The organism is Nonomuraea corallina, assembly GCF_027620315.1.
GTDB classification, from domain to species: Bacteria; Actinomycetota; Actinomycetes; order Streptosporangiales; family Streptosporangiaceae; genus Nonomuraea; species Nonomuraea corallina.
The window spans coordinates 1-23,230 of the sequence record NZ_JAPNNL010000084.1; the positions used below are offsets into that span (position 1 = coordinate 1).

Consider the following 23,230-nt stretch of genomic DNA (forward strand, 5'->3'; position numbering starts at 1 on the left):
AGGGCGGGCGGCCAGACCTCGCCCGGCGGTGACCGGACGAACACCCTCCCGTCCGGGCGCGGCGGGCAGCCCACCGGACAGCGCCCCGCGCAAGGCCCCGGGCAGAAGACCGGGCAGAAGACCGGGCAGCGGTCCGGGCAGCGCGGTGGACTCGCCGCGCGGCTCGCCGGGCTCGGCGGCGGGAACTCCGCCCCCCAGTTCGCCCGGCCTCTCACGCTCGCGTCCCTCCTCGGCTGGACCGCGCTGTCGGTCTTCGTGCCGGGGGCGGCCCACCTGCGGGCCGGGCGCCGCCGCACCGGGCTGATCCTGATCGGCCTCTTCGCCACGACGCTGCTCGCCCTGCTGGCGTTCGGCCTGGCCAACCGGGACAACCTGGGGATCGTCACGCGCGACAGCGTGATGATCACCACGGTCGTCCTGGCCTCGCTGGGCGCGCTGAGCTGGTTCGCGCTCGCGGTCTCCTCGTACGTCACGCTCGGCCCCAAACGGCTCGACCAGCGGGGTCAGGTCATCTCGGGCATCCTGGTGGGGCTGTTGTGCGTGGTGGTGATGGCCCCGTTCGCGCTGTCGGCCACGTCGGTCTACGCGGCGTGGGACACGAAGAAGCACGTCTTCAAGAGCGCGGAGAACGACCCGGACGTCGCGCCGATCAAGGAGGAGGACCCGTGGAGCGGCAAGGACCGGGTCAACTTCCTGCTGATCGGCGGTGACGCCGCGGGCAACCGCACCGGGGTGCGCACCGACAGCATGAACGTGGCCAGCGTGCACATCCCGACGGGCACCACGGTGCTGTTCAGCCTGCCGCGCAACCTCCAGCATGTGCGCTTCCCGCCGTCGTCGCCGCTGCGCAGGCACTTCCCGAACGGCTTCATGGCGGAGCTGCCCAACGGCGGCCTGCTGAACGAGGTCTGGCAGTACGCCAACGACCATCCGGAGCAGGCGGGCGGCAGGAACAAGGGCCCGCGCGCGCTGATGGACGCGATCGGCTACACGCTCAATCTCGACATCGACTACTACGTGCTGATGAACATGTACGGCTTCGCCGACCTGGTGGACGCCATCGGCGGGCTGACCATCCACGTGCAGCAGGACGTCAAGTGGGGCGGCCTGTACGGGACCGCCGGCACGATCAGGGCGGGCACCAGGAAGCTGTCCGGTGAGGAGGCCCTCTGGTACGGCCGGTCCCGGGTGGGCAGCGACGACTTCTCCCGGATGGGCCGCCAGCGCTGCGTCATCGGGGCGTTCGCGCAGCAGGCGACGCCGCAGAAGATCCTGGCCAACTTCACCAGCATCACCTCGGCGACCAAGCGGCTGGCCTACACGAACATCCCGCAGGAGCTGCTGGAGCCGCTGGTGGAGCTGGCGCTCAAGGTCAAGGACGCCAGGATGAGCAGCGTGCAGTTCGTGCCGCCGAGGTTCTGGCCGGGCAACCCCGACTGGGCGAAGATCCAGCGGGCGTCGGCCAAGGCGATCCAGGACTCGCTCAAGCCGCGCCGGGCCAAGGCCGCCACCCAGGCCGCGCCGACCCCGTCCGGCGACTCGACGGCGTCCGCGTCACCGACCCGGGTGCGGGCGGCCAAGCCGACCGAGACGCCGACGCGCAACTCGCAGGCGGCCGACGGCGCGGAGTCGCTCGAGGAGCTGTGCGGCTGACCCGGGCCTGACGGAAGGCGTCGCGGAAGGCGTGCCGCCGGGCCGCCGGGCCGCCGGGCCCGGCCGGCCGTCAGGGACGGCCGAGGGCGCGCAGCTGGTCGACGCTCAGCGAGGAGACGTTCTGGTCCACCGGCGAGTCGGAGTACTGGTGGATGGTCCAGGTCTTCCAGTCGGCCGGGGTGCCGACCGTGCCCTTGGCCTTGCCGTAGTGGGCGACCCAGAGCGGGTACTCGCTCAGGCCCTTGCCGTACTGGTCGGCGAAGGCGTAGCCGCTGTAGAAGAGCGGGGTGACGCCGGTCCGGTCCTTGACCCGTTCCATGAACGTCTTGGCCCACCGGTTCACGTGCGCGACCGGCTTGCCGTCGCTGGTCTCCAGGTCGAGGGCGAGCAGGTCGCCCTTCTTGGCGGGCTGTCCACCGACCACCGACAGGAAGAAGTCGGCCTCGGCGACCGGGTCGTTGGCGGGGTGCCCGAAGTGGTAGGCGCCGCGCACGACGTCGTGCTTGTCGAGTTCCTTCCAGTGGCGCGCGAAGGTCTTGTCCTTGAAGTCCAGGCCCTCGGTGGCCTTGACGATGCCGAAGTCGGCGCCGCTGGCGGCCCAGTCGTGCGTGGGCTGGTAGTTGGAGACGTCCTGGCCGTACGGGAGCTCGGCGGCCTGGGCGGGCGCGGCGAACGCGGGGGCCGCCACCGTGGTGGCCACGGCCAGCGCCGCGGCCGCGCCGAACTTGCGCAGGTTGCGGGACTTGGTCATGGATGTTCCTCCAGATTCCGCGTACTCTCAGAGATCATTCGTACGCGTAGAGCTACGTCGCGGCACCGCCGAAGGACACGCTGCGGAGCGGGGTGCGCGGGAAAGGGAGCCGCCTCGACACCTGGGCGCTCACCTGTTCAGTACAACGGCACGACTTTCCCGGACATTCCAAAACCGCAGGTAAAGCCTCATATGGCCGGGTAAATCCGGGCCTATGCCAGCGCCTTGCGGGGCGCAAGCACCAGCGCGCCGAGGTAAAGGACGCCCGCCACGAGCAGCAGCGCCTGATAGCCGATGACCAGCGCCAGGTACTCCAGGCACCCGCCTACCATGGCGCCCAGCAGGTTGGCGCCGAAGGAGGTGGTGGCGTCGGCGGTGTCGGCGAACCGCTTGGCGAACACCACGTTCGCGGCGAAGATCGGCAGGAAGGCGACGACCACGGCCGCCACCGCGCGCACCGGCACCGGCAGCGACAGCAGCCACGCGTCCGGCACCAGCCAGGCCAGCAGCAGCCCGGCGAAGAGCACCCCGTACATGACGGTCAGCGGCGGGGTGCGGAAGCGGCGGGTCACCTCCACGGCGGCGAGCACGGCGACGAGCACCCCGGCGAACACGATCGCGTTGACCACCCAGGTGGTGCCGAACAGCAGCGCGAACCCGGTCACGCTCTTGGTCTCCAGCAGCAGGAACGCCACCCCGAGCAGGAACAGGTCGGCGTACGGGCGCATCCTGCGGTACGGGCCGGCCACGACGCGGACGGCCAGCAGGCTGACCGCGAGGATCAGGCCGAGCGTGATGAGGTAGAGCGACGGGATGGTCCGGTCCTTGAGGTAGAGGAACGGCCGGTCGTCGTCGGCGGGCGGCGGGGTGCCGGCCGCCGCCCCCGCCCAGGGGGCGGCGCAGCGCTGCGCGTCGGGGGTGGTCGCGGCGGTGATGACGGCCTGGTGGCCGGTGGTGCTCACCACGTCCACGCAGGGCGCGTGGCCGAAGGCGCGCTGGGCGGTGGCCGCGAGCCGGTCCACCAGCCAGCTCTCGCGGTAGTAGTTGTACATGGAGAACGCGCCGCCGGGCTTGAGCCGCTCACGGGCGGCCCGCATCGCCTCCTCGGTGAACAGGTAGCTCTCCAGCCGCAGCGAGCTGGCCCCCGACACGAGCGTGAGCGAGTCGGGCAGCGCGAACAGGATCAGGTCGTACGTGCGATCGGTCTGTTCCAGGAAGGCGCGGCCGTCGGTGACGTGGGTGGTCACCCGGGGGTCGGCGTACGGCTTGTCGGGGTGGGCGGAGCCGCCCAGCTCGCGCAGCTTGGGGTCGATCTCGACGGCGTCGACGCGGCGGGCGCCCTTGGACAGCGCGATGGCGACGTCGGTGCCGCTGCCCGCGCCGACGATGAGGACGTCGTCGGGCCGGGCGGCGGCCCGCTGGTAGGGCAGCCCGTACTGGGCCTCCCACTGCAGCCGGGCGGCGGCGGGCACGGCCTGCTGGTGCGGGACGCCGTTGACGGCGATGTCGGTCACCGGCACGCCGAGCTGCTCGAACTGGCGGTGGGTGACCTTGTAGTACGGCGACCACAGCGCCCCGGCCGTCAGCGTCTCGGCGAGCAGCAGGCCCACCACGGCCAGCGAGGGGACGGTGACCAGCCCCAGGTAGGCGGCGCGGGGCCGGGGCACGAGCAGCACGCCGTAGGCGGCCGCGGCCAGGACGCCCCAGACGACCGGCGGCGCGCTGAGGAACGACAGCGCGGTGAACACCGCGATGCCGGTGAGGCTGCCGATCAGGTCGTAGCGGTAGGCCTCCAGCCGGGGCAGCTCGGGGAAGCAGCGCCCGACCAGCTCGGCCGGGCCCATGAGGACGAGCGCCGCGGCGCAGAAGACGACGGGCAGGCTGATCCAGGCGGGCGGCCCGACGGTGGACAGGCTCGTCCAGTACAGGACGCCCTCGGTGTCGCGGTCGACCGTCACCGGGAACACCAGCACCACCATGACCAGGCCGAACAGCACGACCGGCGAGTAGTACGGCTGGGCGGTGGTCCGGCCGACCCGCAGGAACCCGAGCCCGATGCCCAGGAACGAGCCGAGCAGCACGAAGTTGGTGAAGTAGCTCAGGTGCACGATGTTGGAGCCGGTCCACCGGATCAGCGCCAGCTCCAGGAAGAGCATGAACGCGCTGGCGAGGATCAGCCGGGGCCGCACCGCCAGCCAGTGTCCGCTGGTGCCACCGCTTTCGACCGGCTTCTGCGCCTCGAGCGTCATGGTGCCCCAACCTAGTGAACCGGCCGAGATCATGGAAGCCTCCAGGCGAAGCCAGGATGTCGTCCCGTTCGGCGCCATTTACGGCGTTATGCCAGGTCACAGGGTTGGTAAAGCGCTGGACGGCGGCGTCACGATGACGCACGGTAAGGAGGTCGCTCCACTCCCACACGCTCGGCGGTGAAACCATGCGGGTCCTCATTCAGCTCCGCCCGTCCCCTGACCTCGTCTCGGCCGTGGCCGACCCCGGCCGCGCCGTGACGACGGCCGACGTCGCCGACGGCCTGCCCGGCGTCGAGCTCGACGCCGGCTTCACGCCCGTGGCGCTGCCCCGCCCGGTGCCCGCCACGGGCGGCGACCCGCTCTCGCTCAACCAGCCGCTGCGGTTCTCGCTGGCCGCCGAGGATGCCTCGGTGCTGGTCCGCGGCACGATCTCGGACGACGACCTCGCCACCAGGGTCTCCATGCTGCCGGGGCTGCGCCCCGACGTGGTGGGCGTGTTCTCCGACCCGGTGATCGAGACCTCGCCGACGTGCGGCGGCGACCCGCCGGTCGGCGGCTGGCGGGACGTGGAGCGGCTGCTCGACGTGCCGCGGCTGCGCGCCGAGGGCCTCGACGGCTCCGGCGTGGCCCTGGCCGTGGTCGACACCGGCGTCAACCTCGACCACCTGGCCGTCAGGCTGCGGCACGACGTGCGCTTCGACGCCGGGCGCAGCTGGCTGCCCGCCACCATGCCGGGCAGGCCGGGCGCGTTCCCGGTCGACCACGGCACGATGTGCGCGTTCGACGCGCTGCTCGGCGCCCCGGAGGCGACCCTGCTCGACCTGCCGCTGCTGCGCTCCACCCGGCCCGGCGGCTCGGTGATGGACGGGCTGCTGTCCGACGCGGTGGCCGCGTTCGCCCACTTGCGCGACGTGCTCGCCGCCCAGCCCGAGTCCTCGCGGGCGCTGGTGGTCAACAACTCCTGGGGGTCGTTCTCCCCCGAGTGGGACTTCCCCGTGGGGCACCCGGGCAACTACTCCGACAACGGCGCCCACCCGTTCAACCTGATGGTGGCGAGCCTGGACCAGGCGGGCGCCGACATCCTGTTCGCCGCGGGCAACTGCGGGCGCGACTGCCCCGACGGCCGCTGCGCCTTCCCCGAGCGGCCGATCACCGGCGCCAACTCCCATCCCCGGGTGCTGTCGATCGGCGGCGTGAACGTACGCGGCGAGCGGGTCGGCTACTCCTCGCAGGGGCCGGGCCGGCTGGCCGAGCGCAAACCGGACGTGTGCGCGTACACGCACTTCGCCGGCTCGGGCGCGTACGGGGACGAGCCCGACTCCGGCACCTCGGCGGCGGCGCCGGTCGCGGCCGGGCTGGTGGCGGCCGTGCGGACCCTGTGGCCCGCCTCGCGGCTGTCGCCGGCGCAGCTGCGCGCCCTGCTGCGCCGCACCGCCGAGGACCGCAGCACGGTGGGGTTCGACTACGACTACGGGTACGGCGTCATCGACCCGGCCGGGATCCTGGGCGCGCTGCGCCGGCGCGCCCAGAGCGCGGCCTGAAGGACCGGCCCCTGACCCCCTCGGCCGGACCCCGGGCCGGACCGCCGCGTGCGGGTCTAGGCGGAGCTCACGCCCATGACGACGGCGAACAGGATGATGACGCCGTAGATGACGATGACCGCGCCCATGATGCAGGTGCTGACGATGCCGCAGATCCGGCCGGCCTGCACCATGCCGCGGTTCTCGTACACGTAGCCGCTGGCGTCGATCTCCCGCAGCGCCTTGGTTCCCATGTTCCAGGCGAAGGGCCCGAGGATCTGGCAGATGACCAGGCTGAGGATGCCCAGCACCAGGATGGTCGTCCCGTTGGGATGCGTCAGCGGTGGCGGACCGTAGTAGCCGGGGCCGTAGTTCGGATAGGACATGGGTGACGTGACCCCCCGGGTTGACGGTCGAACAGGTGGGTTTTATACCACAGCAACGCGATTGCCGGTCGCTTGTACGATGCTTGCATGATCAAGGCCGGGTTCCAGTGGCTGGCGGGCACCGAGTGGTTCATGCGGGCGGGCCCGCGGATCATGCCGAAGCTGGAGCGGCTGGCCGACCGGCTGTCGCGGGGCAGACCGGTCGGCGGTGAGCGCTCCCTCGTCCTGATGACCACCGGGGCCCGCACCGGGCAGCCGCGCCGCACGCGCCTGGCGTGCGTCCGCGAGCCCGGCGGGTCGCTGCTGGTCGTGGGGAGCAACTTCGGCGCCGAGCGCCACCCCGCGTGGACGGCCAACCTGCTGGCGCGCCCGGACGCGGCCGTCGCCCACGCCGGACGCGAGTTCCCGGTGCGCGCGCGGCTGCTGACCGGCGACGAACGCGCCGCGGTCTGGCCCGCGCTGGTGGCGGGCTCACCGATGTACGAGCGCTACACCGCCCGGTCCGGGCGCGAACTGCGGGTCTTCAGGTTGACGCCGGAGCAGTGATCGTTTTACGCGAAGATGGTCGGGTCATCCATCCCTTCCGTGGAGGAGCCCTCCCCCGTGCGTGAACGCACCCGTGCCGTCCTGGCACACCGGAACTTCCAGCGGTTCATCGTCGGCGTCATCCTGGTCAACGCCGCCGTCCTCGGACTGGAGACGTTCCCCGCGGTCGCCGCGCGCCACGGCGCCCTGCTGTCCGCGCTGGACCGGCTGGCGCTGGCCATCTTCGTGGTGGAGCTGACGGCGAAGGTGTACGTGGAGCGCAGCCGGTTCCCGCGCGACCCGTGGAACGTCTTCGACGCCGTGATCGTCCTGGTCGCCCTGGCGCCCGCCACCGCCAGCAGCCTGTCGGTGCTGCGCTCGCTGCGCATCCTGCGCGTGCTGCGGCTGCTGTCGGTGGTGCCGAGCCTGCGCAAGGTCGTCTCGGCCCTGCTGCGCGCGATGCCGGGGATGAGCTCCATCGTGGTGCTGCTGTCGCTGGTGCTCTACGTGGCCGCGGTGCTGGCCACCAAGCTGTACGGCCAGACGGCGCCGGAGCGTTTCGGCAGCCTGCCGACGTCGCTGTTCACCCTGTTCCAGACCATGACGGGCGACGACTGGGGCAACATCGCGCGTGAGGTGATGGAGGTCCACCCGTCGGCCTGGATCTTCTTCACGATCTTCATCCTGCTGTGCACGTTCGTGGTGCTCAACCTGTTCATGGCGGTGGTGGTGAGCGCCATGGACGAGGAGGCGGCCAAGGAGCGGGCCGAGCTGGAGGACCTGTCGGCGGCCTCGACGCAGCGCATCCTGGAGGAGCTGGCGGAGCTGCGCAAGGAGGTGACGGCGCTGCGCCGCGCCACCCCCGACCGGCGGACGAAGAAACGCGCCAACGCCTGACGCGCGGGCGGCGGGGGCGGCGCCCGGCCCCGCGGTCCCACAGCCCCGCAGCCCCACGCCCCGCAGCCCCGCAGCCATGCAGCCACGCGGTCCCGCGGTCCCGCGGTCAGCGGGAGTAGAACTCGACCACGAGCAGCTCGTCGACCGGCACCGGGACCTGCTCACGCAGCGGGGCCGCCAGCAGGGTGAAGGTGAGGCCGGGCAGGTCCACGCTCAGGTAGGGGGCGACGCGCTCGTCCGCGTGGATCCCCTCGGCGGCGGCCACGAACGGCTGCATCCGGCGCGACCGTTCCCGCACCGAGACCACCTGGCCGGGCCTGACCAGGTAGCTGGGGATGTCGACCTTGCGGCCGTCCACGGCGATGTGCCCGTGGGTCACGTACTGGCGGGCCGCGTAGATCGACGGGGCGAGGCCGGCGCGCATCACCAGCGAGGCCAGCCGCGACTCCAGGATGGAGACCAGCTCGGCGCCGGACGCCCCCGGTCTGCGCACGGCCAGGTCCCAGTAGCGGCGCAACTGCCGTTCGGACACGTCGTAGTACCAGCGCAGCTTCTGCTTCTCCATCAGGCGCAGCCCGTAGTCGCCGGTGGTGCGGCGGTTGGTCTTGCGCCCGTGCTCGCCCGGCGGGTACGGGCGCTGCTCGAAGTAGCGGACGGCTTTCCTGGTCAGCGGCACTCCCGCGCGGCGCGACAGGCGCACCTTGGGACCGGTGTAGCGCACGTTCACCTCATTGTGCTTAGGTAATGCTTACTTAGGTAAGCCTAACCTACACCCATCAGGAGGGGCCATGCTGCCGATCCCGCAGCGGATCCGCACTCTCGCCGCGACGGCCTCGGTCGCGCGGCTGACCGTCGACGGCATGCCGTCCCGCGCCCGCGGCGGCGTCGACGAGCGCGGCAGGCCGGTGCTGCTGGTGCTGCCCGGCGAACCGCTGCACGGGCTGCACCGGCTGCACGAGGACGCCGTGGTGGCGGTCAACCTGGCGGCCATGCGCAGGCTCGGCGACGACGAGCACCCTCGCGGGCTGATGGAGGTGCAGGGCTGGGCGCAGCCGGTGCCGGCGGGCGAGGCGCGGGCGGCGGCGGTCACGGTGGCGGCGAACGACCCGGACGAGGCGCTGTTCGACGCGCTGGAGCGCTACGGGCGACCGGACGCGCCCCGGCTGCTGCGGGTGGACGTGGCCCAGGTGGTGTACCTGACCGGGCAGGAGTCCGGGGTGCTGGACGCCGAGGACTATCTGGAGGCCGAGCCCGACCCGCTCACCGGGCCGGCCGAGCGGGTGCTGGCGCACGTCAACGCCGCGCACCGCGAGCAGCTCGCCAAGGGCGTCTCCCGCCATCTGGGCCGGCCCGCCCGCGAGGTGTGGCTGTGGGAGCTGGACAGCCAGGGGGTCACGGTGCGGGCGGACGGCTCGCTCGTCCGCTTCCTGTGGCCCGCCCCGACGAACGACGGCGGCGACCTGGAGGCCGCGCTGAACGGCCTGCTGTGCACCTGCGGCCACCACCCGGCCGTCTGAGCGCAACCTTCTTGATCACGATTCTCCGCTTCACCGCTCGGGCCCCGCCGGGGCTGACTATCATCTGCCTCTGTGAGAGAGACCGAACGGCGCGAGCGGATCCTGCAGATCGCCGGCGCGCTGACCGGCACCCTCATGCTCGTCCTCGCGGGCGTCCTCGCCGGGGCCGGGCTGCCCGGCGCGTCGCTGTCCCACGCGAGCATGCCCCAGCCGGGCGCGCGGGACCTCGCCGAGAGCCGGGGGGCGGTCGAGTCGGCGCCCGCCCGCCTGCGCGCCGCCGAGCCTCGGGTACGGATCCCGCGACAGGACGCGCGCACCGGTCACACGAGCGCGCCGAGCCGGCCCGTCGCGGACTCACCGTCCTCCACCCGATCGGCGGCACCGTCCATCGAGCCTTCCGCCCCCGCGTCGGCAGCCCCGTCGACAGCCCCGTCGACCGTGCCATCGACCTTGCCCGCGACCGTGCCCTCGACCGTGCCCTCGACCGTGCCCTCGACCGTGCCGTCCGGCGCGCCTCCCTCCGGGTCGCCTCCCTCCTGGCCGCCGTCCTCCGTACCGCCCTTCTCCGGCAGGAGCCCCGCGAGCTCCGCCGGTACGAGCGAGGCGGGCGAGGCGAGCGAGGCGGGCGAGGCGGGCGAGGCGAGCGCGCTCGCCCCCACCGGACCGGCCCTCGCCGGGACCGGCGCCGAACCGGACGACGGGGCGTCCGCCACGACCGCCAGGACCCCGGGGGCGCAGCGCAGCCCCCGCCCGCGCGCCGTCCCCGGCCATCCCTGATCCGCACGCCCGCCCGAAGACGTCAGCGGGCGGGCCGCCAATGCCTCATCCGGCCCCCTCCTGGACAAGGGTCAGCGGGCGGGACCGGCCGCGGGGGAGACTCGTCCGGCCCTCTGCCGAGAACCGTCAGCGGCCGGGGCGGGCCGCGAGGGACTCGTCCACGGCCTCCGGCGACAGGACGTGGTCGAGGACCATGACCGCGCAGCCGCTGATGCCGGCGCCCGGACCCAGGCGGCTCGGCTCGATGCGCAGCCGCCGGGTGGCCAGCGCGGTGGAGCGCCGGTAGACGACCTCGCGGATGCTCGACACCAGCGGCCCGAACGCCTCGGCCATGTCGCCGCCGAGTACCACGACCGACGGGTTGAGGATGTTGACCGCCCCGGCCACCACCTCGCCGATCCTGCGTCCGGCCTCGCGGACGGTGGCCATCGTCTCGGCGTCGCCGGCCCGTACCAGGCGCGTCACGTCGGAGATGTTCTTGACGTCCTTGCCGGCCGCGCGCAGGTCACGCAGGAGCGCGGTGCCGCTGGCGACGGAGTCGACGCAGTCGACGTTGCCGCACCGGCACAGCACTCCCCCGCCGTCGCGTACCGGGATGTGGCCGATCTCGCCGGACGCGCCGAGCGCGCCGCGCAGGATCCCGCCACCGGCGATGATCCCGGCGCCGATGCGGGTGGAGACCTTGATGAACAGCAGGTCGTCCAGGTCGGGGTAGGCGCCCCGGTGCTCACCGATGGCCAGCACGTTGACGTCGTTGTCGACCAGCACGGGCACCGGGAAACGGGCTCGGACCAGGGGCGGGATCACCACGCCCGTCCAGGAGGCCATCACCCGGGCGCTCTCGGTGCGGCCCTCGGCGAACTCGACCGTGGCCGGCATGCCCATCCCGACGCCCCGGACCGTCGAGCGCGGCCGGTCGCCGAGCAGTTCGTCCCAGGTGTCCATGACCAGGGGGAGCACCACGTCGGGGCCCTGTTCGACGTCGATCGCGAAGTCCTGCCCGGCCAGCTCGCGGGCGGCCAGGTCGCAGATGGACACCCGGGTGCGGCTCGCGCCCAGCGCGGCCACCAGCACGACGCCGCCTGCCGCGTCGAACTCCAGCCGCACCGGCGGGCGCCCGCCGGTCGACGGCGCGTCCGCGCGCTCCACGACCAGGCCGCGCTCCAGCAGCTCGTCGACCCGGAGCTGCACCGCGGGCCGGGACAGGCCGGTGACCCGGCCGATGTCGGCGCGCGTCACGGCCTCACCGGTGCGGATGAGCTGGAGGACGTCACCACTGGTGGCGAGGGTCGCTGCGGTACGACGGGACATCGGCTAAGTGAACCACACCCACTTGTGTCATGAAAAGTCACGACTTTTTCATCTCAAATAGCAAAACTCCGCTTGTGTACGACCTTAACTGTGGCTAGTGTCCGTTCTGTCCTCAGTGTGGTAGATCATCGGAGTCTCGTTCGTGTCCCCCCTCTCGTCCGCCCCCGCCCCCCACACCGCCGATCTGGTGGTCTTCGGCGGCACCGGCGACCTGTCCATGCGCAAGCTGCTGCCCGCGCTGTACCACAGCGACCGGGACGGCCGGCTCTCTCCCCGGACGCGCATCATCGCCCTGTCCAGGAGCGGGCTGACGGACGCCGACTTCCGCGGCAAGGTGGACGCGCAGGTACGCGACCGGGTGCCGGTCGACGACCACGCCAGGTGGCAGCGCTTCCTGGGCCGGCTGCACCACCTGACCGTCGACGTGGGCGGCGAGGACCGCTCCGGCTGGGACCGGCTGCGCGCGATGCTGGCCGAGGACCGCGACCGCGTCTTCTACCTGGCCAGCCCGCCCAGGACGTTCGGCCCGTTCTGCCGCGAGGTGGACCGGGCGGGCCTGGTGACCCCGAGGGCGCGGGTGGTGCTGGAGAAGCCGCTCGGCCACGACCTGCCGAGCGCGCAGCGGATCAACGACGAGGTCGGCGCCATCTTCGCCGAGCACCAGATCTTCCGCATCGACCACTACCTGGGCAAGGAGACGGTGCAGAACCTGCTCGTGCTCCGCTTCGCCAACGCGTTCCTGGAGCCGATCTGGAACTCGCTCTGGATCGACCACGTGCAGATCACCGCCGCCGAGACCGTCGGCACGCCCGGCCGGCGCGACTACTACGACCACGCCGGCGCGCTGCGCGACATGGTGCAGAACCACCTGCTGCAGTTGCTCACGCTGACCGCCATGGAGCCGCCCGCGCGCAACGACCGCGAGGCGATCCGCGACGAGAAGGTGAAGGTGCTGCAGGCGCTGCGGCCGATCACCGGCGGCGAGGTCACCCGCTTCACCGTGCGCGGCCAGTACACCGCCGCCGACGGCATGGCCGGATACCTGGACGAGCCGGGCTCGACGCCGCCGACCGAGTCGTCGGAGCGGGTGGAGACGTTCACCGCCATCCGGGCCGAGATCCGCAACTGGCGCTGGGCCGGGGTGCCGTTCTACCTGCGCACCGGCAAGCGGCTGCCGAACCGGCGCTCGGAGATCGTGGTGCAGTTCAAGGACGTGCCGCACTCCATCTTCCCCGGCGGCTCGCCGAACCGCCTGGTGCTGCGGCTGCAGCCGGAGGAGGGCATCGAGCTGCACATCATGGCCAAGGAGCCGGGCGCCGGCGAGGTGTCGCTCAAGCCGGTCCCGCTCAGCCTGAACTTCGGCAAGACGTTCCCCGCCCGCGTTCCCGAGGCGTACGAGCGGCTGCTCAGCGACGTGCTGGCCGGCAACCCGACGCTCTTCATGCGGCGTGACGAGGTGGAGGCCGCCTGGCGGTGGATCGACCCGATCCTGGACGCCTGGCGCTCCTCTCCCGCCCTGCCCGAACCGTACCCCGCCGGGACGACCGGCCCCGCAGGCGCGCACGAGCTCCTGGCCCGCAGCGGCCGCGCCTGGCACGAGGAGGAAGCGTGACCATGAACCCCGTCATCCAGCAGGTCACCGACCGCGTCGCCGGGCGGAGCGCGGCGAGCCGCGCCGCGTACCTGACCAGGATCCGCCGGGACGGCGCCGACGCCCGCGCGCAGGGCCCCGCCCGCGCCCACCTGGGGTGCGCGAACCTGGCGCACGGCTTCGCCGCCGCGCCGGACTCCGACAAACCCGCCCTGCGCGGCACGGCGAAGCCGGGCGTGGCCATCGTCACCAGCTACAACGACATGCTCTCCGCCCATCAGCCGTACGAGACGTACCCGCCGGAGCTGAAGGCGGCGGTGCGCGCGGCGGGCGGCGTGGCGCAGGTGGCGGGCGGCGTGCCGGCCATGTGCGACGGCATCACGCAGGGCCGGGCGGGCATGGAGCTGTCCCTCTACAGCCGCGACGTGATCGCGATGGCGACGGCCGTCGCGCTGTCGCACGACATGTTCGACGCGAGCCTGCTGCTGGGCGTCTGCGACAAGATCGTGCCAGGGCTGCTGATCGGCGCGCTGCACTTCGGCCACCTGCCCGCGATCTTCGTGCCGGCCGGGCCGATGACGTCGGGGCTGCCGAACAAGGTCAAGGCCCGCACCCGCCAGCTCTTCGCCGAGGGCAAGGTCGGCAGGCACGAGCTGCTGGACGCCGAGGCGAAGTCCTACCACTCCCCCGGCACCTGCACCTTCTACGGCACCGCCAACTCCAACCAGGCGCTCATGGAGGTCATGGGCCTGCACCTGCCGGGCTCGACGTTCGTCAACCCGCACACCGAGCTGCGGCACGCGCTGACCGCGGCGGCGGGCCGCCGGGCGGTCGAGATCACCGCGCACGGCCCCGCGTACACGCCGATCGGCGAGCTGGTCGACGAGAAGGCGATCGTGAACGCGTGCGTGGCGCTGCTGGCCACGGGCGGCTCCACGAACCACACGCTGCACCTGGTGGCCATGGCGGCCGCCGCCGGGATCGTGCTGACCTGGGATGACCTGTCGTGCCTGTCCAAGGTGGTGCCGTCGCTCACCAGGATCTACCCGAACGGCCAGGCGGACGTGAACCACTTCCGCGAGGCGGGCGGCATGCAGGTGCTGATCGGCGAGCTGCTGGACGCGGGCCTGCTGCACGCCGACGTGATGACCGTGGCCGGGCCCGGCCTGGACCGCTACCGGTCGGCGCCGGAGCTGCGCGACGGCGAGCTGGTGTGGGAGCCGGTCATCGGCAGCTCCGACCTGGACGTGCTGCGCCCGGTGTCGGACCCGTTCGCGGCCGACGGCGGCATCCACGTGCTCTGCGGCAACCTGGGCACGGCCGTGAGCAAGGTGTCGGCGGTCAAGCCGGAGCACCTGGTGATCGAGGCGCCGGCGAAGGTGTTCGACGACCAGCTCGGCCTGCTGCGCGCCTTCGAGGCGGGCGAGCTGGACGGCCAGGACTTCGTCGCGGTCATCCGCTACCAGGGGCCGAGCGCCAACGGCATGCCGGAGCTGCACAAGCTCACGCCGCCGCTGGCGGTGCTGCTGGACCGGGGGCAGCGGGTGGCGCTCGTCACCGACGGCCGCATGTCCGGCGCGTCCGGCAAGGTCCCCGCCGCCATCCACCTGTCGCCCGAGGCGGCGGACGGCGGCCCGATCGCGCTGGTCCGCGAGGGCGACGTGATCCGCCTGGACTCGGCCGCGGGCACTCTTGAGCTGCTGGTGCCGGCCGAGGAGCTGGCCCGCCGCTCCCCCGAGGGGCGGCCGCTCAGCGACGCGGAGTGGGTCGGCACCGGCCGCGAGCTGTTCGCCGTCTTCCGCCGGATGGCGGGGCACGCCGAGCAGGGCGCCGGGATCTTCGGCGTCAGCGGCGCCGAGTCGCCGCACCACGGCCCCGGCCTGGCCTTCCCCGCCGAGTCTGGCTCCTCCCACCTGGAGACGGGCCGCCCGCTGCCGGCACCCAGCGGGGCCCCGCGTTGACCACCCGCACTCCCTCCGAGGGCACGCCCGCCCTTGCGCTCTCGGAGGGCACGTTCACCGGCGGGATCCGCCCCGCCGACGCCCTCGGGCAGGCTCCGCCCGCTGTTCCAGGGGCGGCGGGCGGCGGCTTCGCCCCCGCCGCCGGGCCGCGCCCGGAGCGGCCGTGGCTGGTCGCCGACATCGGCGGCACGAACGCCCGCTTCGGACTCGTCACCGCCTCAGGAGCCGCGCCGTCGCACGTGGCGGTGCTGCCGGGGGCCGGGTACGCCACGCTCGGGGACGCCGTCAGCGCCTACCTCGCCGAGCACGCGGGCGGAGCGCGGCCCGGCGCGGCGTGCCTGGCCGTGGCCGGGCCCATCGACGGGGACCGCTACCGGCTGACGAACGCGCCGTGGGCCGGGTCGATCCGTGATCTGGACGTCCCGTACGCGAAGCTGCTCAACGACTTCGAGGCGCTGGCCCTGTCGCTGCCGCACCTGCGCGCGAGCGAACTGGTGCCGCTGGGCGGGCCTGAGCCCTCGTACGGGGTGAAGGCGGTGCTCGGCCCCGGCACCGGGCTCGGCGTCGGCGGGCTGGTGCCGACCGATCATGGCTGGGTGCCGCTTCCCGGCGAGGGCGGGCACGTCATCGTGCCCACGGCGGACGACAGGGAGCTGGAGGTCGTCCGCGCGCTCCGGGCGGAGGGCCTGGGGCCGGTGGTGGCCGAGCACGTGCTGTCCGGTCCCGGGCTGGCCCGCCTGTACCGGGCGCTGGCCCGGGTGAACGGCGTCGCGGCGGCGCCCCTGGCGACGTCGGAGATCGTGGCCCGGCTGGACGACCCGCTCTGCGCGGAGACGGTGGAGGTGTTCTGCGGGATGCTGGGGAGCTTCGCCGGGAACGTCGCGCTGACTCTCGGCGCGCGGGGCGGTGTCTACCTGGGCGGAGGGGTGCTGCCCCGTATCGTGGAGCGCGTGTGCGCCAGCAACTTCCGTGCCCGGTTCGCTACCAATCCCGACATGTCCGACTATCTCGCGGGGATCGGCACCGCGCTCATCGTCGCGCCCCAGCCCGCCCTCACCGGCGCCGCCGCCTGGCTGACCCAGCACCTGACACCGGGGACACCCCGATGACCGCCCCGGCCGGTTCACCGCCGCCCCGCCCCGCCACCGCCGGCCAGGCACCCGGCCGCCCGGCCACCACCGGCCCGGCACCCGGCCGCGCGACGGTCACCGGCCGGGCACCCGGTGGGGGCCTGACCGTCCGTCCGGCCGCCCGGCGTGGGGAGCCGCGCCGGGGGCCTGTGCTTCGCATACCTGAGGAGTTCCGATGAGCCTGCTCGACCTCGCGCCCGTGATCCCCGTCGTGGTGATCGACGACGTGGAGACCGCCGTGCCGATGGCGCGGGCGCTGGTGGCCGGCGGCCTGCCGGTGATCGAGGTGACGCTCCGCACGGCTCCCGCCCTGCGCGCCATCGCCCGGATCGCCGCCGAGGTCCCCGCGGCGACGGTGGGCGCGGGCACGGTGCGGCGCTCGGAGGACATCGCGGCCGCCCTCGACGCCGGCGCGTCGTTCCTGGTGTCCCCCGGCACGACGCTGTCCCTGGTGGAGGCGATGGACGCCAGCGGCCTGCCCTACCTGCCGGGCGCCGCCACCGCCTCCGAGGCGATGGCGCTGGCCGAGCGGGGGGTCAAGGAGCTGAAGTTCTTCCCGGCCGAGGCCGCGGGCGGCGTCGCGTACCTGAAGTCCCTGCGGGGCCCGCTGCCGGACGTCCGTTTCTGCCCGACGGGCGGCATCCGCCTCACGACCGCCCCCGACTATCTCGCGCTGCCGAACGTCGGCTGCGTCGGCGGCACCTGGCTCACCCCGGAGGACGCCCTGGCCGCCGGTGACTGGGCGCGCGTCGAGAAGCTCGCGCGGGAGGCCGCCGCCCTGAGGTGACGGTTCGCCGCATGGCGGGCGACGGGCCGGGCATGCCTTGGTCCGGGCGGCGATCAGCCGCGCCGTCCCCCGACCGGAAGGCCCCATGAGCATCGACAAGTCACCTGCCCGGCAGGCCGTGCCGGTGCCGTTCGACCCCGAACTCGGCGCGGCCCTGACCGTGATCCAGCAGTACCTGCCCCCGCTCACGTCGCTGAACCAGCTCCCGGCGCTGCGGGCGAACGCGAGCATGCTGCCGGTGCCCACTCTCGAACAGCTCAGCCGGGACGGGGCGTTCGACGTGCAGGAGCGCCAGGCGCCCGGTCCGGGCGGAGCGCCGGACGTCACGCTGCTCATCTGCCGCCCCGCCGGCGCCGCCACCCCGCCGGCGGCCCTCTACACCATCCACGGCGGCGGCATGATCGCCGGGAACCGGCTCGTCGGACTGGACTCGCTGCTGGACGCGGCACAGGAGCTGGGGCTGGCGCTCGTGTCGGTCGAGTACCGGCTCGCGCCCGAGCACCCGCACCCGGCCCCGGTGGAGGACTGCTACGCGGGCCTGGTGTGGACCGCCGGGCACGCCGGCGAACTGGGCATCGACCCGGACCGGATCGTGGTGGCCGGGGCCAGCGCGGGCGGCGGGCTCGCCGCGGCCGTCGCCCTGATGGCCCGGGACCGCAACGGCCCGGCCCTGGCGGGGCAGCTGCTGACGTGCCCGATGCTGGACGACCGCAACGACACCCCCTCGGCCCTGCAGATGGCCGGTGTAGGCATCTGGGACCGCACCGCCAACGAGGTCGGCTGGACCGCCCTGCTGGGCGACCGGCGCGGCGGCCCCGACGTCTCCCCCTACGCCGCGCCGGCCCGCGCCACCGACCTGTCCGGGCTGCCCCCGGCGTTCATCGACGTCGGCTCGGCCGAGACCTTCCGCGACGAGGACGTCTTCTACGCCACCCGCATCTGGCAGGCCGGAGGGCAGGCGGAGCTGCACGTCTGGCCGGGCGGCTTTCACGGCTTCGAGGGCATCGTGCCGCACGCCGCGGTCTCCCAGGCCGCCGGGGAGGCCCGGATGCGCTGGCTGCGCCGCGTCCTCACCCCCTGAGACGCCCCCTGAGACGCCCCCTGAGACGCCCGTGCGCTCACTCCCGGCGGGCCTTCCTCGATCGGGCCCCGTCGTCGGTCACGACCCGGTACACCCCGTACAGCGCCTCGACCGCGCCGAGCGCCATGAGCACCACGCCGATCTTCGACGGCGTGAAGACGACGATCTCGACGTCCGCCCCGAACAGCCACAGCGCCGTGCCACCGGCCAGGACGGCCAGGCCGGTGATGATCGTCTTGTGGCCGGGGTGCATGGAGACCTCTTTCCGTACGCGTCACGCCTGCGTCGGCAACGCTAGCCGGGGGACATCCGGGACCTCCTCCTCCGAACTGGGGAATCGGCGTACATCTTTCGGCTGACACGCCCGCGGACGGTCAGGAACAAGAAGCGCCGGCGACCCTGCCGTGCCTAGCGTGGTCGTCATGGACGTTCCCGCTCGCCGGAGCGGGAGCCACTCGTTCTCAGAAGGAGACCCATGAACGGGAACACCTGGGTCCGGCAGGCCCACCGCTGGCTGTCCATGACGTTCACGGTGACCGTCGTCATCACCGTCGTCGCCGTCGCCGTCGCGGGGCAGGCGGGGCCGGCCGAGTGGATCTACTTCCTGCCGCTCCTCCCCCTCGCCCTGCTCCTGCCCAGCGGCCTGTACCTGTTCGCGCTGCCGTACCTGGCCAAGCGGCGCGGCAGGCGGTGAGGGGTCAGGCGGCGAACCGTGCCGTCAGGTTCCGCACAGGCTCCTGAGGTGGGCGAGGTCCGCGTTGATGTCCGCGACCACCTGCTGGGGATCGCCGCCCGTCATCCCGGTCAGGCGGAAGTTCAGCTCCTGGAACTCGGCTGCCAGCCGGCGGATGGTCCCCGCCACCGCTCCTTGGGCGCCGAGACCCGCGCCCATCAGGTCCTGGTAGGCCTGGCGTGCCGCGGCCGCCTGGCCGCCGCGGGTGGTCCCGGCGTCCCGGTTGTACGTGGCCAGCGCCGTCTCCGTCTCGTCGCAGCCGGCCGGGCGGACCGGCGACAGCGTCGGGAGGGAAGCCTCGGCCACCGGGGTGGAACTCGGGACCGGCGGCTCGCCGCGGGAATCGGCGGTACGTGACTCGGCGGTGCGTGACTCGGCGGTGCGTGACTCGGGGGCGTCGGAATCGGGGGTCCGGGAGTCGGGGGCGCCGGACTCGGGCGGCCCGCTGGAGGGCGGCGGGGCGGGCCAGGTGGGCTCCGGGGCCGGTGACGACCGCGTGACCGAGGGGGTGGGGTCCGCACCGGGCCGCGGGTCCTGCGGCATCACGTAGGCGACCAGCGCGACCACGGCCGCCGCCGCGGTCGCCACAGCGCTCACCGCCGTCCAGTCCACACCCGCCTTCGGCCGCGCTGATCGCTTCTCCGCCATGGCCTCATCCTGGCCGAGCCTCCGGGTCCGGTCCAGAAAGGTGCGAACCGCCGCCGGTCTCGGTGCCGGCGCACTGGGCGCCGAGCCGACGTAACCCTCCCCCCGGTGATGGCGAGCGCCACTACCTGCCGTATCCGGCTCTCACCGGCTTGGCGGCTTTCGGTGGTCATGCATCAGATTCATGGCCGCCCATGGAAAACATGCGTTTGCCTGATGTGAGCGGGATCGCTTCACTGGGGTGCCAGTGGCCCGACCCGAGGTGAACCCATGACCGACTCGACTCCCGTCTCCGATATCGACCTGTTCGACGACGCGGTGCTCGTCGATCCGTACCCGTCCTACACGGCGCTGCGCGCGCTCGGAGGCGTCGTGCGCCTCCCCGCGAACGACGTGTACGCGCTCACGAGGTACGACGTGATCCGCAACGCCCTGGGCGACTGGGAGAGCTTCTCCTCCGCCGGGGCCATCGGCTTCAACCCGATGGTCAACGAGGCGCTCACCGGCACGTCCCTGTCCTCGGACCCGCCGGTGCACACCCGGCTGCGGGCGACGTTGACCGCCAACCTGTCACCGAGGGCGCTGCGCGGGCTCAAGGACACCATCGACGCCAAGGCGGACGCGCTGGTCGGGAAGCTGGTCGCCGAGGGCTCGTTCGAGGCCATCGACGCGCTGGGCCGCGCGCTCCCGCTGGAGGTGGTCGCGGACCTCATCGGCTTCACCGGCCACGCCCGCGACAACATGCTGCGCTGGGGCCAGGCGGCCATGCAGGTCATCGGGCCGATGAACCGGCGCACCGCGGAGAGCTTCCCGATCGCGGGCGAGCTGTACGCCTGGTGCTCCGAGGTCACCGCCGGCGACCTGGCGCCCGGCTCGGTCGGACGCGGGATCTTCGAGGCCGAGGCCCGCGGCGACATCCCGCCGAACACGGCCGGCCACATCATCCACCAGTACCTGGGCGCCGGCGTCGACACGACGATAGCCTCGATCGGCAACCTCGTCGCCCTCTTCGCCGCGCATCCCGACCAGCTCGCGCTGGTGCGCGAGGACCCGGCGCTGGTGCCGGCGGCGTTCAACGAGGTGCTGCGCTACTGGGCCCCGCTGCACGCCTGGGGCCGCCGCGCGACCCGGGACGTCGAGCTGGACGGCGTGGTCATCCCGGCAGGCGCCAAGGTCGCGATCCTGTTCGGCGCCGGCAACCGGGACGAGCGCCACTACGACGACCCGGACGCGTTCCTGGTCGAGCGGAACCCGGTCGACCACCTGTCGTTCGGCTACGGCCCGCACGGCTGCGCCGGGCAGGGTCTGGCCCGGCTGGAAGGGCACGCGGTCATCAAGGCCCTGGCGCGCCGCGTCGAGCGGCTCGTCGTGGGCGCGGAGGTCCGGGTGCCGAGCAACACCACCCGGAGCATCGAAGAGCTCCCCGTCCTGGAGGTGATCCCCGCATGAAGATCGTTCTTGACCGTCCCCGCTGTGAGGGGCACGGCCTCTGCGAGGAGGCCGCTCCGGAGCTGATGCACCTCGACGACGAGGGCGAGCTCGTCCTCGACCGCGAGGAGCTCGGTGACGCCGACCTCGCGGCGGCCGGCGCGGCCGTCCGGGTGTGCCCGGTCGCGGCCCTGCGTCTCGCGTGAGCGCGCCGATCGGCCGGGTGGTCGTCGTCGGCAACGGCATCGCCGGCCTCACCGCCGCGCACCAGCTGCGGGAGTGCGGGTTCGACGGGGAGCTGACCGTCGTCGGGGACGAGCCGTATCCGGCCTACAGCCGTCCGGCGCTGTCGAAGGCACTGCTGCTCGACGGCGTGGACCGGTCGGCGCACGAGCTCGCGCCGGCCACGCACGGCGCCGTCGAGCTGCTCGGGGTCCGGGCCCGCGGGCTCGACGCGGAGCGTCGCCTCGTCACGCTCGACGACGGCGTCGTGCTGCCGTACGACGGGCTCGTGATCGCCACCGGGGCCCGGGCGCGGCGGCTGTCCGGGCTGCCCGAGGAGCACACCCTGCGGGGCCTGGACGACGCGCTGGCGCTGCGCGAGCGGCTGGCCGGGCGTCCGTCGGTGGTCGTGGCCGGCGGCGGGCCGCTCGGCATGGAGATCGCCTCGGCGTGCCTGGCGGCGGGATGCGCGGTCACGCTGGTCTCCCAGGGGGTGCCGCTGGCCGGGCACCTGGGACCGTACCTGGCCGAGGTCTTCGTCAAGGCCGCGCTGGACCGCGGGCTCACCATCGCGGAGACCGGCGCCGGGCGGATCGAACGGGGCGCGGGAGGCGTCCGGGTCGTCCTGGAGGACGGCGCGGTCGTCGAGGCCGAGCTGCTGGTGTCGGCCGCCGGCGACGTCCCCAACACGGAGTGGCTCGCGGGCGCCGGCCTCGCCGCCGGCGGGGTCGTCCGGGTCGACGGGCGCGGGCTGGCCCGTCCCGGCGTCGCGGCGGTGGGCGACCTGGCGGCGTTCCCGACGCCGTACGGCCTGCGCCGCGTCCCGCTGTGGAACAGCGCGATCGAGCAGGCGAAGGTGGCCGCGGCCGCTCTCGTGCGCGGGGACGAGGCGCCGCCGCTCCGGTTCCAGCCGTACTTCTGGACCGAGCAGTTCGGGCTGAGCCTCAAGGCCGCGGGCTACCTGCCGGTGCGCGGGGAGCCCGAGTACGTGGAGGGGGAACCCGGCGGGCCCGGCCTGATGCGCTGGTCCCGCGAGGGCGGCTCGGGCACGGCCGTGGCGCTCAACCATCGCGTCCCGATCCCCCGGTTGCGGCGGGTGAGCCGGGCCGCCGCGTAGAGTTCGTCGCGATGAGCGAGGAGGACACCGGCGGGGGCGCCGCGGGCTCTGGGCTGGACCGGCTGGCGTCGGTCAACCTCAACCTGCTGGTGCCCCTCCTGGCGATGCTGGAGGAGCGCTCGGTGACCAGGGCCGCCGAGCGGGTCGGCCTGTCCCAGTCGGCGATGAGCCACGCGCTGGGCCGCCTGCGACGCCTGCTCGGCGACGGCCTCCTCGTCCGGCAGGGCAACGCCGTCGCGCTGACGCCGCGCGCCGTGCAGCTGATCGCCCCGCTGCGCGCGACGCTCCAGCAGGCCGCGGACCTGGTGAGCCTGCCGGTGTTCGACCCGGCGACGGACCGCCGGGTCATCACCGTCGCGATGACCACCAGCACGGCCTTCGTCCTCGGCGCGCGGCTCGGGCGGCTGGTGGCGGAGCGGGCGCCGCACGCGACGCTGCGCCTGCGCACGATCACCGTGCCGGCCGAGTCCACCTTCACCGAGCACGGCGTGCACGTCGTGCTGATCTCCGAGGCGTTCGCGTCGCCGTATCCGCGCGAACGCCTGTACGACGACCGCATCGTGGTGGTGGCCTCGGCGGACACGCCGCCGCAGGCGAGCGCGCTCGACCTGCTGACCACGCAGCCGCACGTCGTGGTGGACGCCGAGCGGCGGGTCTTCCCGTATCCGGTGCTCGACGAGCAGGGCGTCCCCTACCGGGTCGGGCTGCGGGTCTCCGACTTCCTGCTCGTCCCGTACCTGGTCGGACGCGCCGGCGGGGTCGCCCTGCTGCGCTACCGGGTGGCTGCGGAGATGCGGGCGTTCGCCGGCCTGCGGATCGAGGAGTTTCCGTTCCCGCTGCCGGGGCTCGGCATCGACCTGGTCTGGAACCCGCATCTGGGTGACCGCCCCTTCATGGCCTGGCTGCGAAGGCTCCTGTTCGACGCGGCCCGGCCCTGAACGGGTCCCCG

At 73.5% G+C, this 23,230-nt stretch carries 23 protein-coding genes; 16 read left to right on the plus strand and 7 right to left on the minus strand.

What is annotated here, in order from left to right:
* A partial coding sequence (locus OUY22_RS20705; protein ID WP_270156713.1) for an LCP family protein occupies positions 1-1,653 on the plus strand: 1,653 nt, incomplete at its 5' end.
* A 70-nt stretch (positions 1,654-1,723) separates the two neighbouring features.
* On the opposite strand, the gene OUY22_RS20710 is transcribed toward OUY22_RS20705, so the two are convergent.
* Together OUY22_RS20710 and OUY22_RS20715 are read right to left on the minus strand one after the other, a co-directional pair.
* On the minus strand, positions 1,724-2,404 hold the full coding sequence (locus OUY22_RS20710) for a glycoside hydrolase family 25 protein (RefSeq protein WP_270156714.1): 681 nt from the start codon (positions 2,402-2,404) through the stop codon (positions 1,724-1,726).
* A gap of 212 nt (positions 2,405-2,616) precedes the next feature.
* Positions 2,617-4,653, minus strand: a complete 2,037-nt coding sequence (locus OUY22_RS20715; protein WP_270156715.1) for a spermine/spermidine synthase domain-containing protein — start codon at positions 4,651-4,653, stop codon at positions 2,617-2,619.
* A 185-nt stretch (positions 4,654-4,838) separates the two neighbouring features.
* Between OUY22_RS20715 and OUY22_RS20720 the strand changes: the two genes are divergently transcribed.
* Positions 4,839-6,194 carry a S8 family serine peptidase gene (locus OUY22_RS20720; protein WP_270156717.1) on the plus strand — a complete coding sequence of 452 codons (1,356 nt, stop codon included), beginning with the start codon at positions 4,839-4,841 and terminating at the stop codon, positions 6,192-6,194.
* Positions 6,195-6,250: 56 nt separating this feature from the next.
* Here OUY22_RS20720 and OUY22_RS20725 read toward each other — a convergent pair whose 3' ends face one another.
* Positions 6,251-6,559, minus strand: coding sequence for a DUF4190 domain-containing protein (locus OUY22_RS20725; protein WP_270156718.1), 309 nt, complete (start codon positions 6,557-6,559; stop codon positions 6,251-6,253).
* A gap of 87 nt (positions 6,560-6,646) precedes the next feature.
* Here OUY22_RS20725 and OUY22_RS20730 point away from each other — a divergent pair, with 87 nt between their 5' ends.
* Positions 6,647-7,105 (plus strand): nitroreductase family deazaflavin-dependent oxidoreductase, encoded by a 459-nt coding sequence (locus OUY22_RS20730; RefSeq protein WP_270156719.1) that lies wholly within the window; start codon positions 6,647-6,649, stop codon positions 7,103-7,105.
* Positions 7,106-7,162: 57 nt separating this feature from the next.
* Positions 7,163-7,981: an ion transporter gene (locus tag OUY22_RS20735; RefSeq protein ID WP_270156720.1), complete on the plus strand. Its 819-nt coding sequence runs from the start codon at positions 7,163-7,165 to the stop codon at positions 7,979-7,981.
* 106 nt (positions 7,982-8,087) lie between these two features.
* On the opposite strand, the gene rpsD is transcribed toward OUY22_RS20735, so the two are convergent.
* Positions 8,088-8,702, minus strand: coding sequence for a 30S ribosomal protein S4 (rpsD, locus tag OUY22_RS20740; RefSeq protein ID WP_270156721.1), 615 nt, complete (start codon positions 8,700-8,702; stop codon positions 8,088-8,090).
* Positions 8,703-8,769: 67 nt separating this feature from the next.
* Between rpsD and OUY22_RS20745 the strand changes: the two genes are divergently transcribed.
* On the plus strand, positions 8,770-9,498 hold the full coding sequence (locus tag OUY22_RS20745; RefSeq protein ID WP_270156722.1) for a DUF2470 domain-containing protein: 729 nt from the start codon (positions 8,770-8,772) through the stop codon (positions 9,496-9,498).
* Between the two features lie 72 nt (positions 9,499-9,570).
* The gene (locus OUY22_RS20750; RefSeq protein WP_270156723.1) at positions 9,571-10,275 is read left to right on the plus strand and encodes a hypothetical protein; all 705 of its coding nucleotides are present in this window, start codon (positions 9,571-9,573) and stop codon (positions 10,273-10,275) included.
* Between the two features lie 126 nt (positions 10,276-10,401).
* Here the strand turns inward: OUY22_RS20750 and OUY22_RS20755 are convergent, their stop codons facing one another.
* The gene (locus tag OUY22_RS20755; protein WP_270156724.1) at positions 10,402-11,586 is read right to left on the minus strand and encodes an ROK family transcriptional regulator; all 1,185 of its coding nucleotides are present in this window, start codon (positions 11,584-11,586) and stop codon (positions 10,402-10,404) included.
* Between the two features lie 142 nt (positions 11,587-11,728).
* On the opposite strand from OUY22_RS20755, the gene zwf reads away from it, so the two are divergent.
* From zwf to OUY22_RS20780, 5 genes are all read left to right on the plus strand, one after another.
* Positions 11,729-13,198, plus strand: a complete 1,470-nt coding sequence (gene zwf / locus OUY22_RS20760) for a glucose-6-phosphate dehydrogenase (RefSeq protein WP_270156725.1) — start codon at positions 11,729-11,731, stop codon at positions 13,196-13,198.
* A gap of 2 nt (positions 13,199-13,200) precedes the next feature.
* Entirely contained in the window at positions 13,201-15,138 is a 1,938-nt protein-coding gene (gene edd, locus OUY22_RS20765; protein WP_270156742.1) for a phosphogluconate dehydratase, read from the plus strand.
* A gap of 167 nt (positions 15,139-15,305) precedes the next feature.
* Positions 15,306-16,247 carry a glucokinase gene (gene glk / locus OUY22_RS20770; RefSeq protein WP_270156743.1) on the plus strand — a complete coding sequence of 314 codons (942 nt, stop codon included), beginning with the start codon at positions 15,306-15,308 and terminating at the stop codon, positions 16,245-16,247.
* Positions 16,248-16,443: 196 nt separating this feature from the next.
* A complete protein-coding gene (gene eda, locus OUY22_RS20775; protein WP_270156726.1) occupies positions 16,444-17,055 on the plus strand; it encodes a bifunctional 4-hydroxy-2-oxoglutarate aldolase/2-dehydro-3-deoxy-phosphogluconate aldolase in 612 nt (203 codons plus the stop codon).
* A gap of 85 nt (positions 17,056-17,140) precedes the next feature.
* Positions 17,141-18,136, plus strand: a complete 996-nt coding sequence (locus OUY22_RS20780; protein WP_270156727.1) for an alpha/beta hydrolase fold domain-containing protein — start codon at positions 17,141-17,143, stop codon at positions 18,134-18,136.
* 37 nt (positions 18,137-18,173) lie between these two features.
* Here OUY22_RS20780 and OUY22_RS20785 read toward each other — a convergent pair whose 3' ends face one another.
* Positions 18,174-18,389, minus strand: coding sequence for a DUF5708 family protein (locus OUY22_RS20785; RefSeq protein ID WP_270156728.1), 216 nt, complete (start codon positions 18,387-18,389; stop codon positions 18,174-18,176).
* Between the two features lie 222 nt (positions 18,390-18,611).
* Here OUY22_RS20785 and OUY22_RS20790 point away from each other — a divergent pair, with 222 nt between their 5' ends.
* Positions 18,612-18,830, plus strand: a complete 219-nt coding sequence (locus OUY22_RS20790; protein ID WP_270156729.1) for a hypothetical protein — start codon at positions 18,612-18,614, stop codon at positions 18,828-18,830.
* A gap of 24 nt (positions 18,831-18,854) precedes the next feature.
* On the opposite strand, the gene OUY22_RS20795 is transcribed toward OUY22_RS20790, so the two are convergent.
* Entirely contained in the window at positions 18,855-19,517 is a 663-nt protein-coding gene (locus tag OUY22_RS20795) for a hypothetical protein (protein WP_270156730.1), read from the minus strand.
* Positions 19,518-19,784: 267 nt separating this feature from the next.
* Between OUY22_RS20795 and OUY22_RS20800 the strand changes: the two genes are divergently transcribed.
* From OUY22_RS20800 to OUY22_RS20815, 4 genes are read left to right on the plus strand one after another with little or no spacing between them, the layout of a single operon-like run.
* A complete protein-coding gene (locus tag OUY22_RS20800) occupies positions 19,785-20,963 on the plus strand; it encodes a cytochrome P450 (RefSeq protein WP_270156731.1) in 1,179 nt (392 codons plus the stop codon).
* Positions 20,960-21,148: a ferredoxin gene (locus OUY22_RS20805; protein WP_270156733.1), complete on the plus strand. Its 189-nt coding sequence runs from the start codon at positions 20,960-20,962 to the stop codon at positions 21,146-21,148. Before OUY22_RS20800 ends, OUY22_RS20805 begins: the two co-directional genes overlap by 4 nt.
* Positions 21,145-22,281 carry an NAD(P)/FAD-dependent oxidoreductase gene (locus OUY22_RS20810; RefSeq protein WP_270156734.1) on the plus strand — a complete coding sequence of 379 codons (1,137 nt, stop codon included), beginning with the start codon at positions 21,145-21,147 and terminating at the stop codon, positions 22,279-22,281. Before OUY22_RS20805 ends, OUY22_RS20810 begins: the two co-directional genes overlap by 4 nt.
* Positions 22,282-22,292: 11 nt before the next feature.
* On the plus strand, positions 22,293-23,219 hold the full coding sequence (locus tag OUY22_RS20815; RefSeq protein ID WP_270156735.1) for a LysR family transcriptional regulator: 927 nt from the start codon (positions 22,293-22,295) through the stop codon (positions 23,217-23,219).
* Positions 23,220-23,230 lie beyond the last annotated feature (11 nt).

Bases quoted from the DNA above. Each gene is read 5' to 3' on its own strand.
- OUY22_RS20710 (WP_270156714.1), bottom strand. From the start codon at position 2,404: ATGACCAAGTCCCGCAACCTGCGCAAGTTCGGCGCGGCCGCGGCGCTG.
- OUY22_RS20715 (WP_270156715.1), bottom strand. From the start codon at position 4,653: ATGACGCTCGAGGCGCAGAAGCCGGTCGAAAGCGGTGGCACCAGCGGA.
- OUY22_RS20720 (WP_270156717.1), top strand. From the start codon at position 4,839: ATGCGGGTCCTCATTCAGCTCCGCCCGTCCCCTGACCTCGTCTCGGCC.
- OUY22_RS20725 (WP_270156718.1), bottom strand. From the start codon at position 6,559: ATGTCCTATCCGAACTACGGCCCCGGCTACTACGGTCCGCCACCGCTG.
- OUY22_RS20730 (WP_270156719.1), top strand. From the start codon at position 6,647: ATGATCAAGGCCGGGTTCCAGTGGCTGGCGGGCACCGAGTGGTTCATG.
- OUY22_RS20745 (WP_270156722.1), top strand. From the start codon at position 8,770: ATGCTGCCGATCCCGCAGCGGATCCGCACTCTCGCCGCGACGGCCTCG.
- OUY22_RS20755 (WP_270156724.1), bottom strand. From the start codon at position 11,586: ATGTCCCGTCGTACCGCAGCGACCCTCGCCACCAGTGGTGACGTCCTC.
- edd (WP_270156742.1), top strand. From the start codon at position 13,201: ATGAACCCCGTCATCCAGCAGGTCACCGACCGCGTCGCCGGGCGGAGC.
- eda (WP_270156726.1), top strand. From the start codon at position 16,444: ATGAGCCTGCTCGACCTCGCGCCCGTGATCCCCGTCGTGGTGATCGAC.
- OUY22_RS20780 (WP_270156727.1), top strand. From the start codon at position 17,141: ATGAGCATCGACAAGTCACCTGCCCGGCAGGCCGTGCCGGTGCCGTTC.
- OUY22_RS20785 (WP_270156728.1), bottom strand. From the start codon at position 18,389: ATGCACCCCGGCCACAAGACGATCATCACCGGCCTGGCCGTCCTGGCC.
- OUY22_RS20790 (WP_270156729.1), top strand. From the start codon at position 18,612: ATGAACGGGAACACCTGGGTCCGGCAGGCCCACCGCTGGCTGTCCATG.
- OUY22_RS20795 (WP_270156730.1), bottom strand. From the start codon at position 19,517: ATGGCGGAGAAGCGATCAGCGCGGCCGAAGGCGGGTGTGGACTGGACG.
- OUY22_RS20800 (WP_270156731.1), top strand. From the start codon at position 19,785: ATGACCGACTCGACTCCCGTCTCCGATATCGACCTGTTCGACGACGCG.
- OUY22_RS20805 (WP_270156733.1), top strand. From the start codon at position 20,960: ATGAAGATCGTTCTTGACCGTCCCCGCTGTGAGGGGCACGGCCTCTGC.
- OUY22_RS20815 (WP_270156735.1), top strand. From the start codon at position 22,293: ATGAGCGAGGAGGACACCGGCGGGGGCGCCGCGGGCTCTGGGCTGGAC.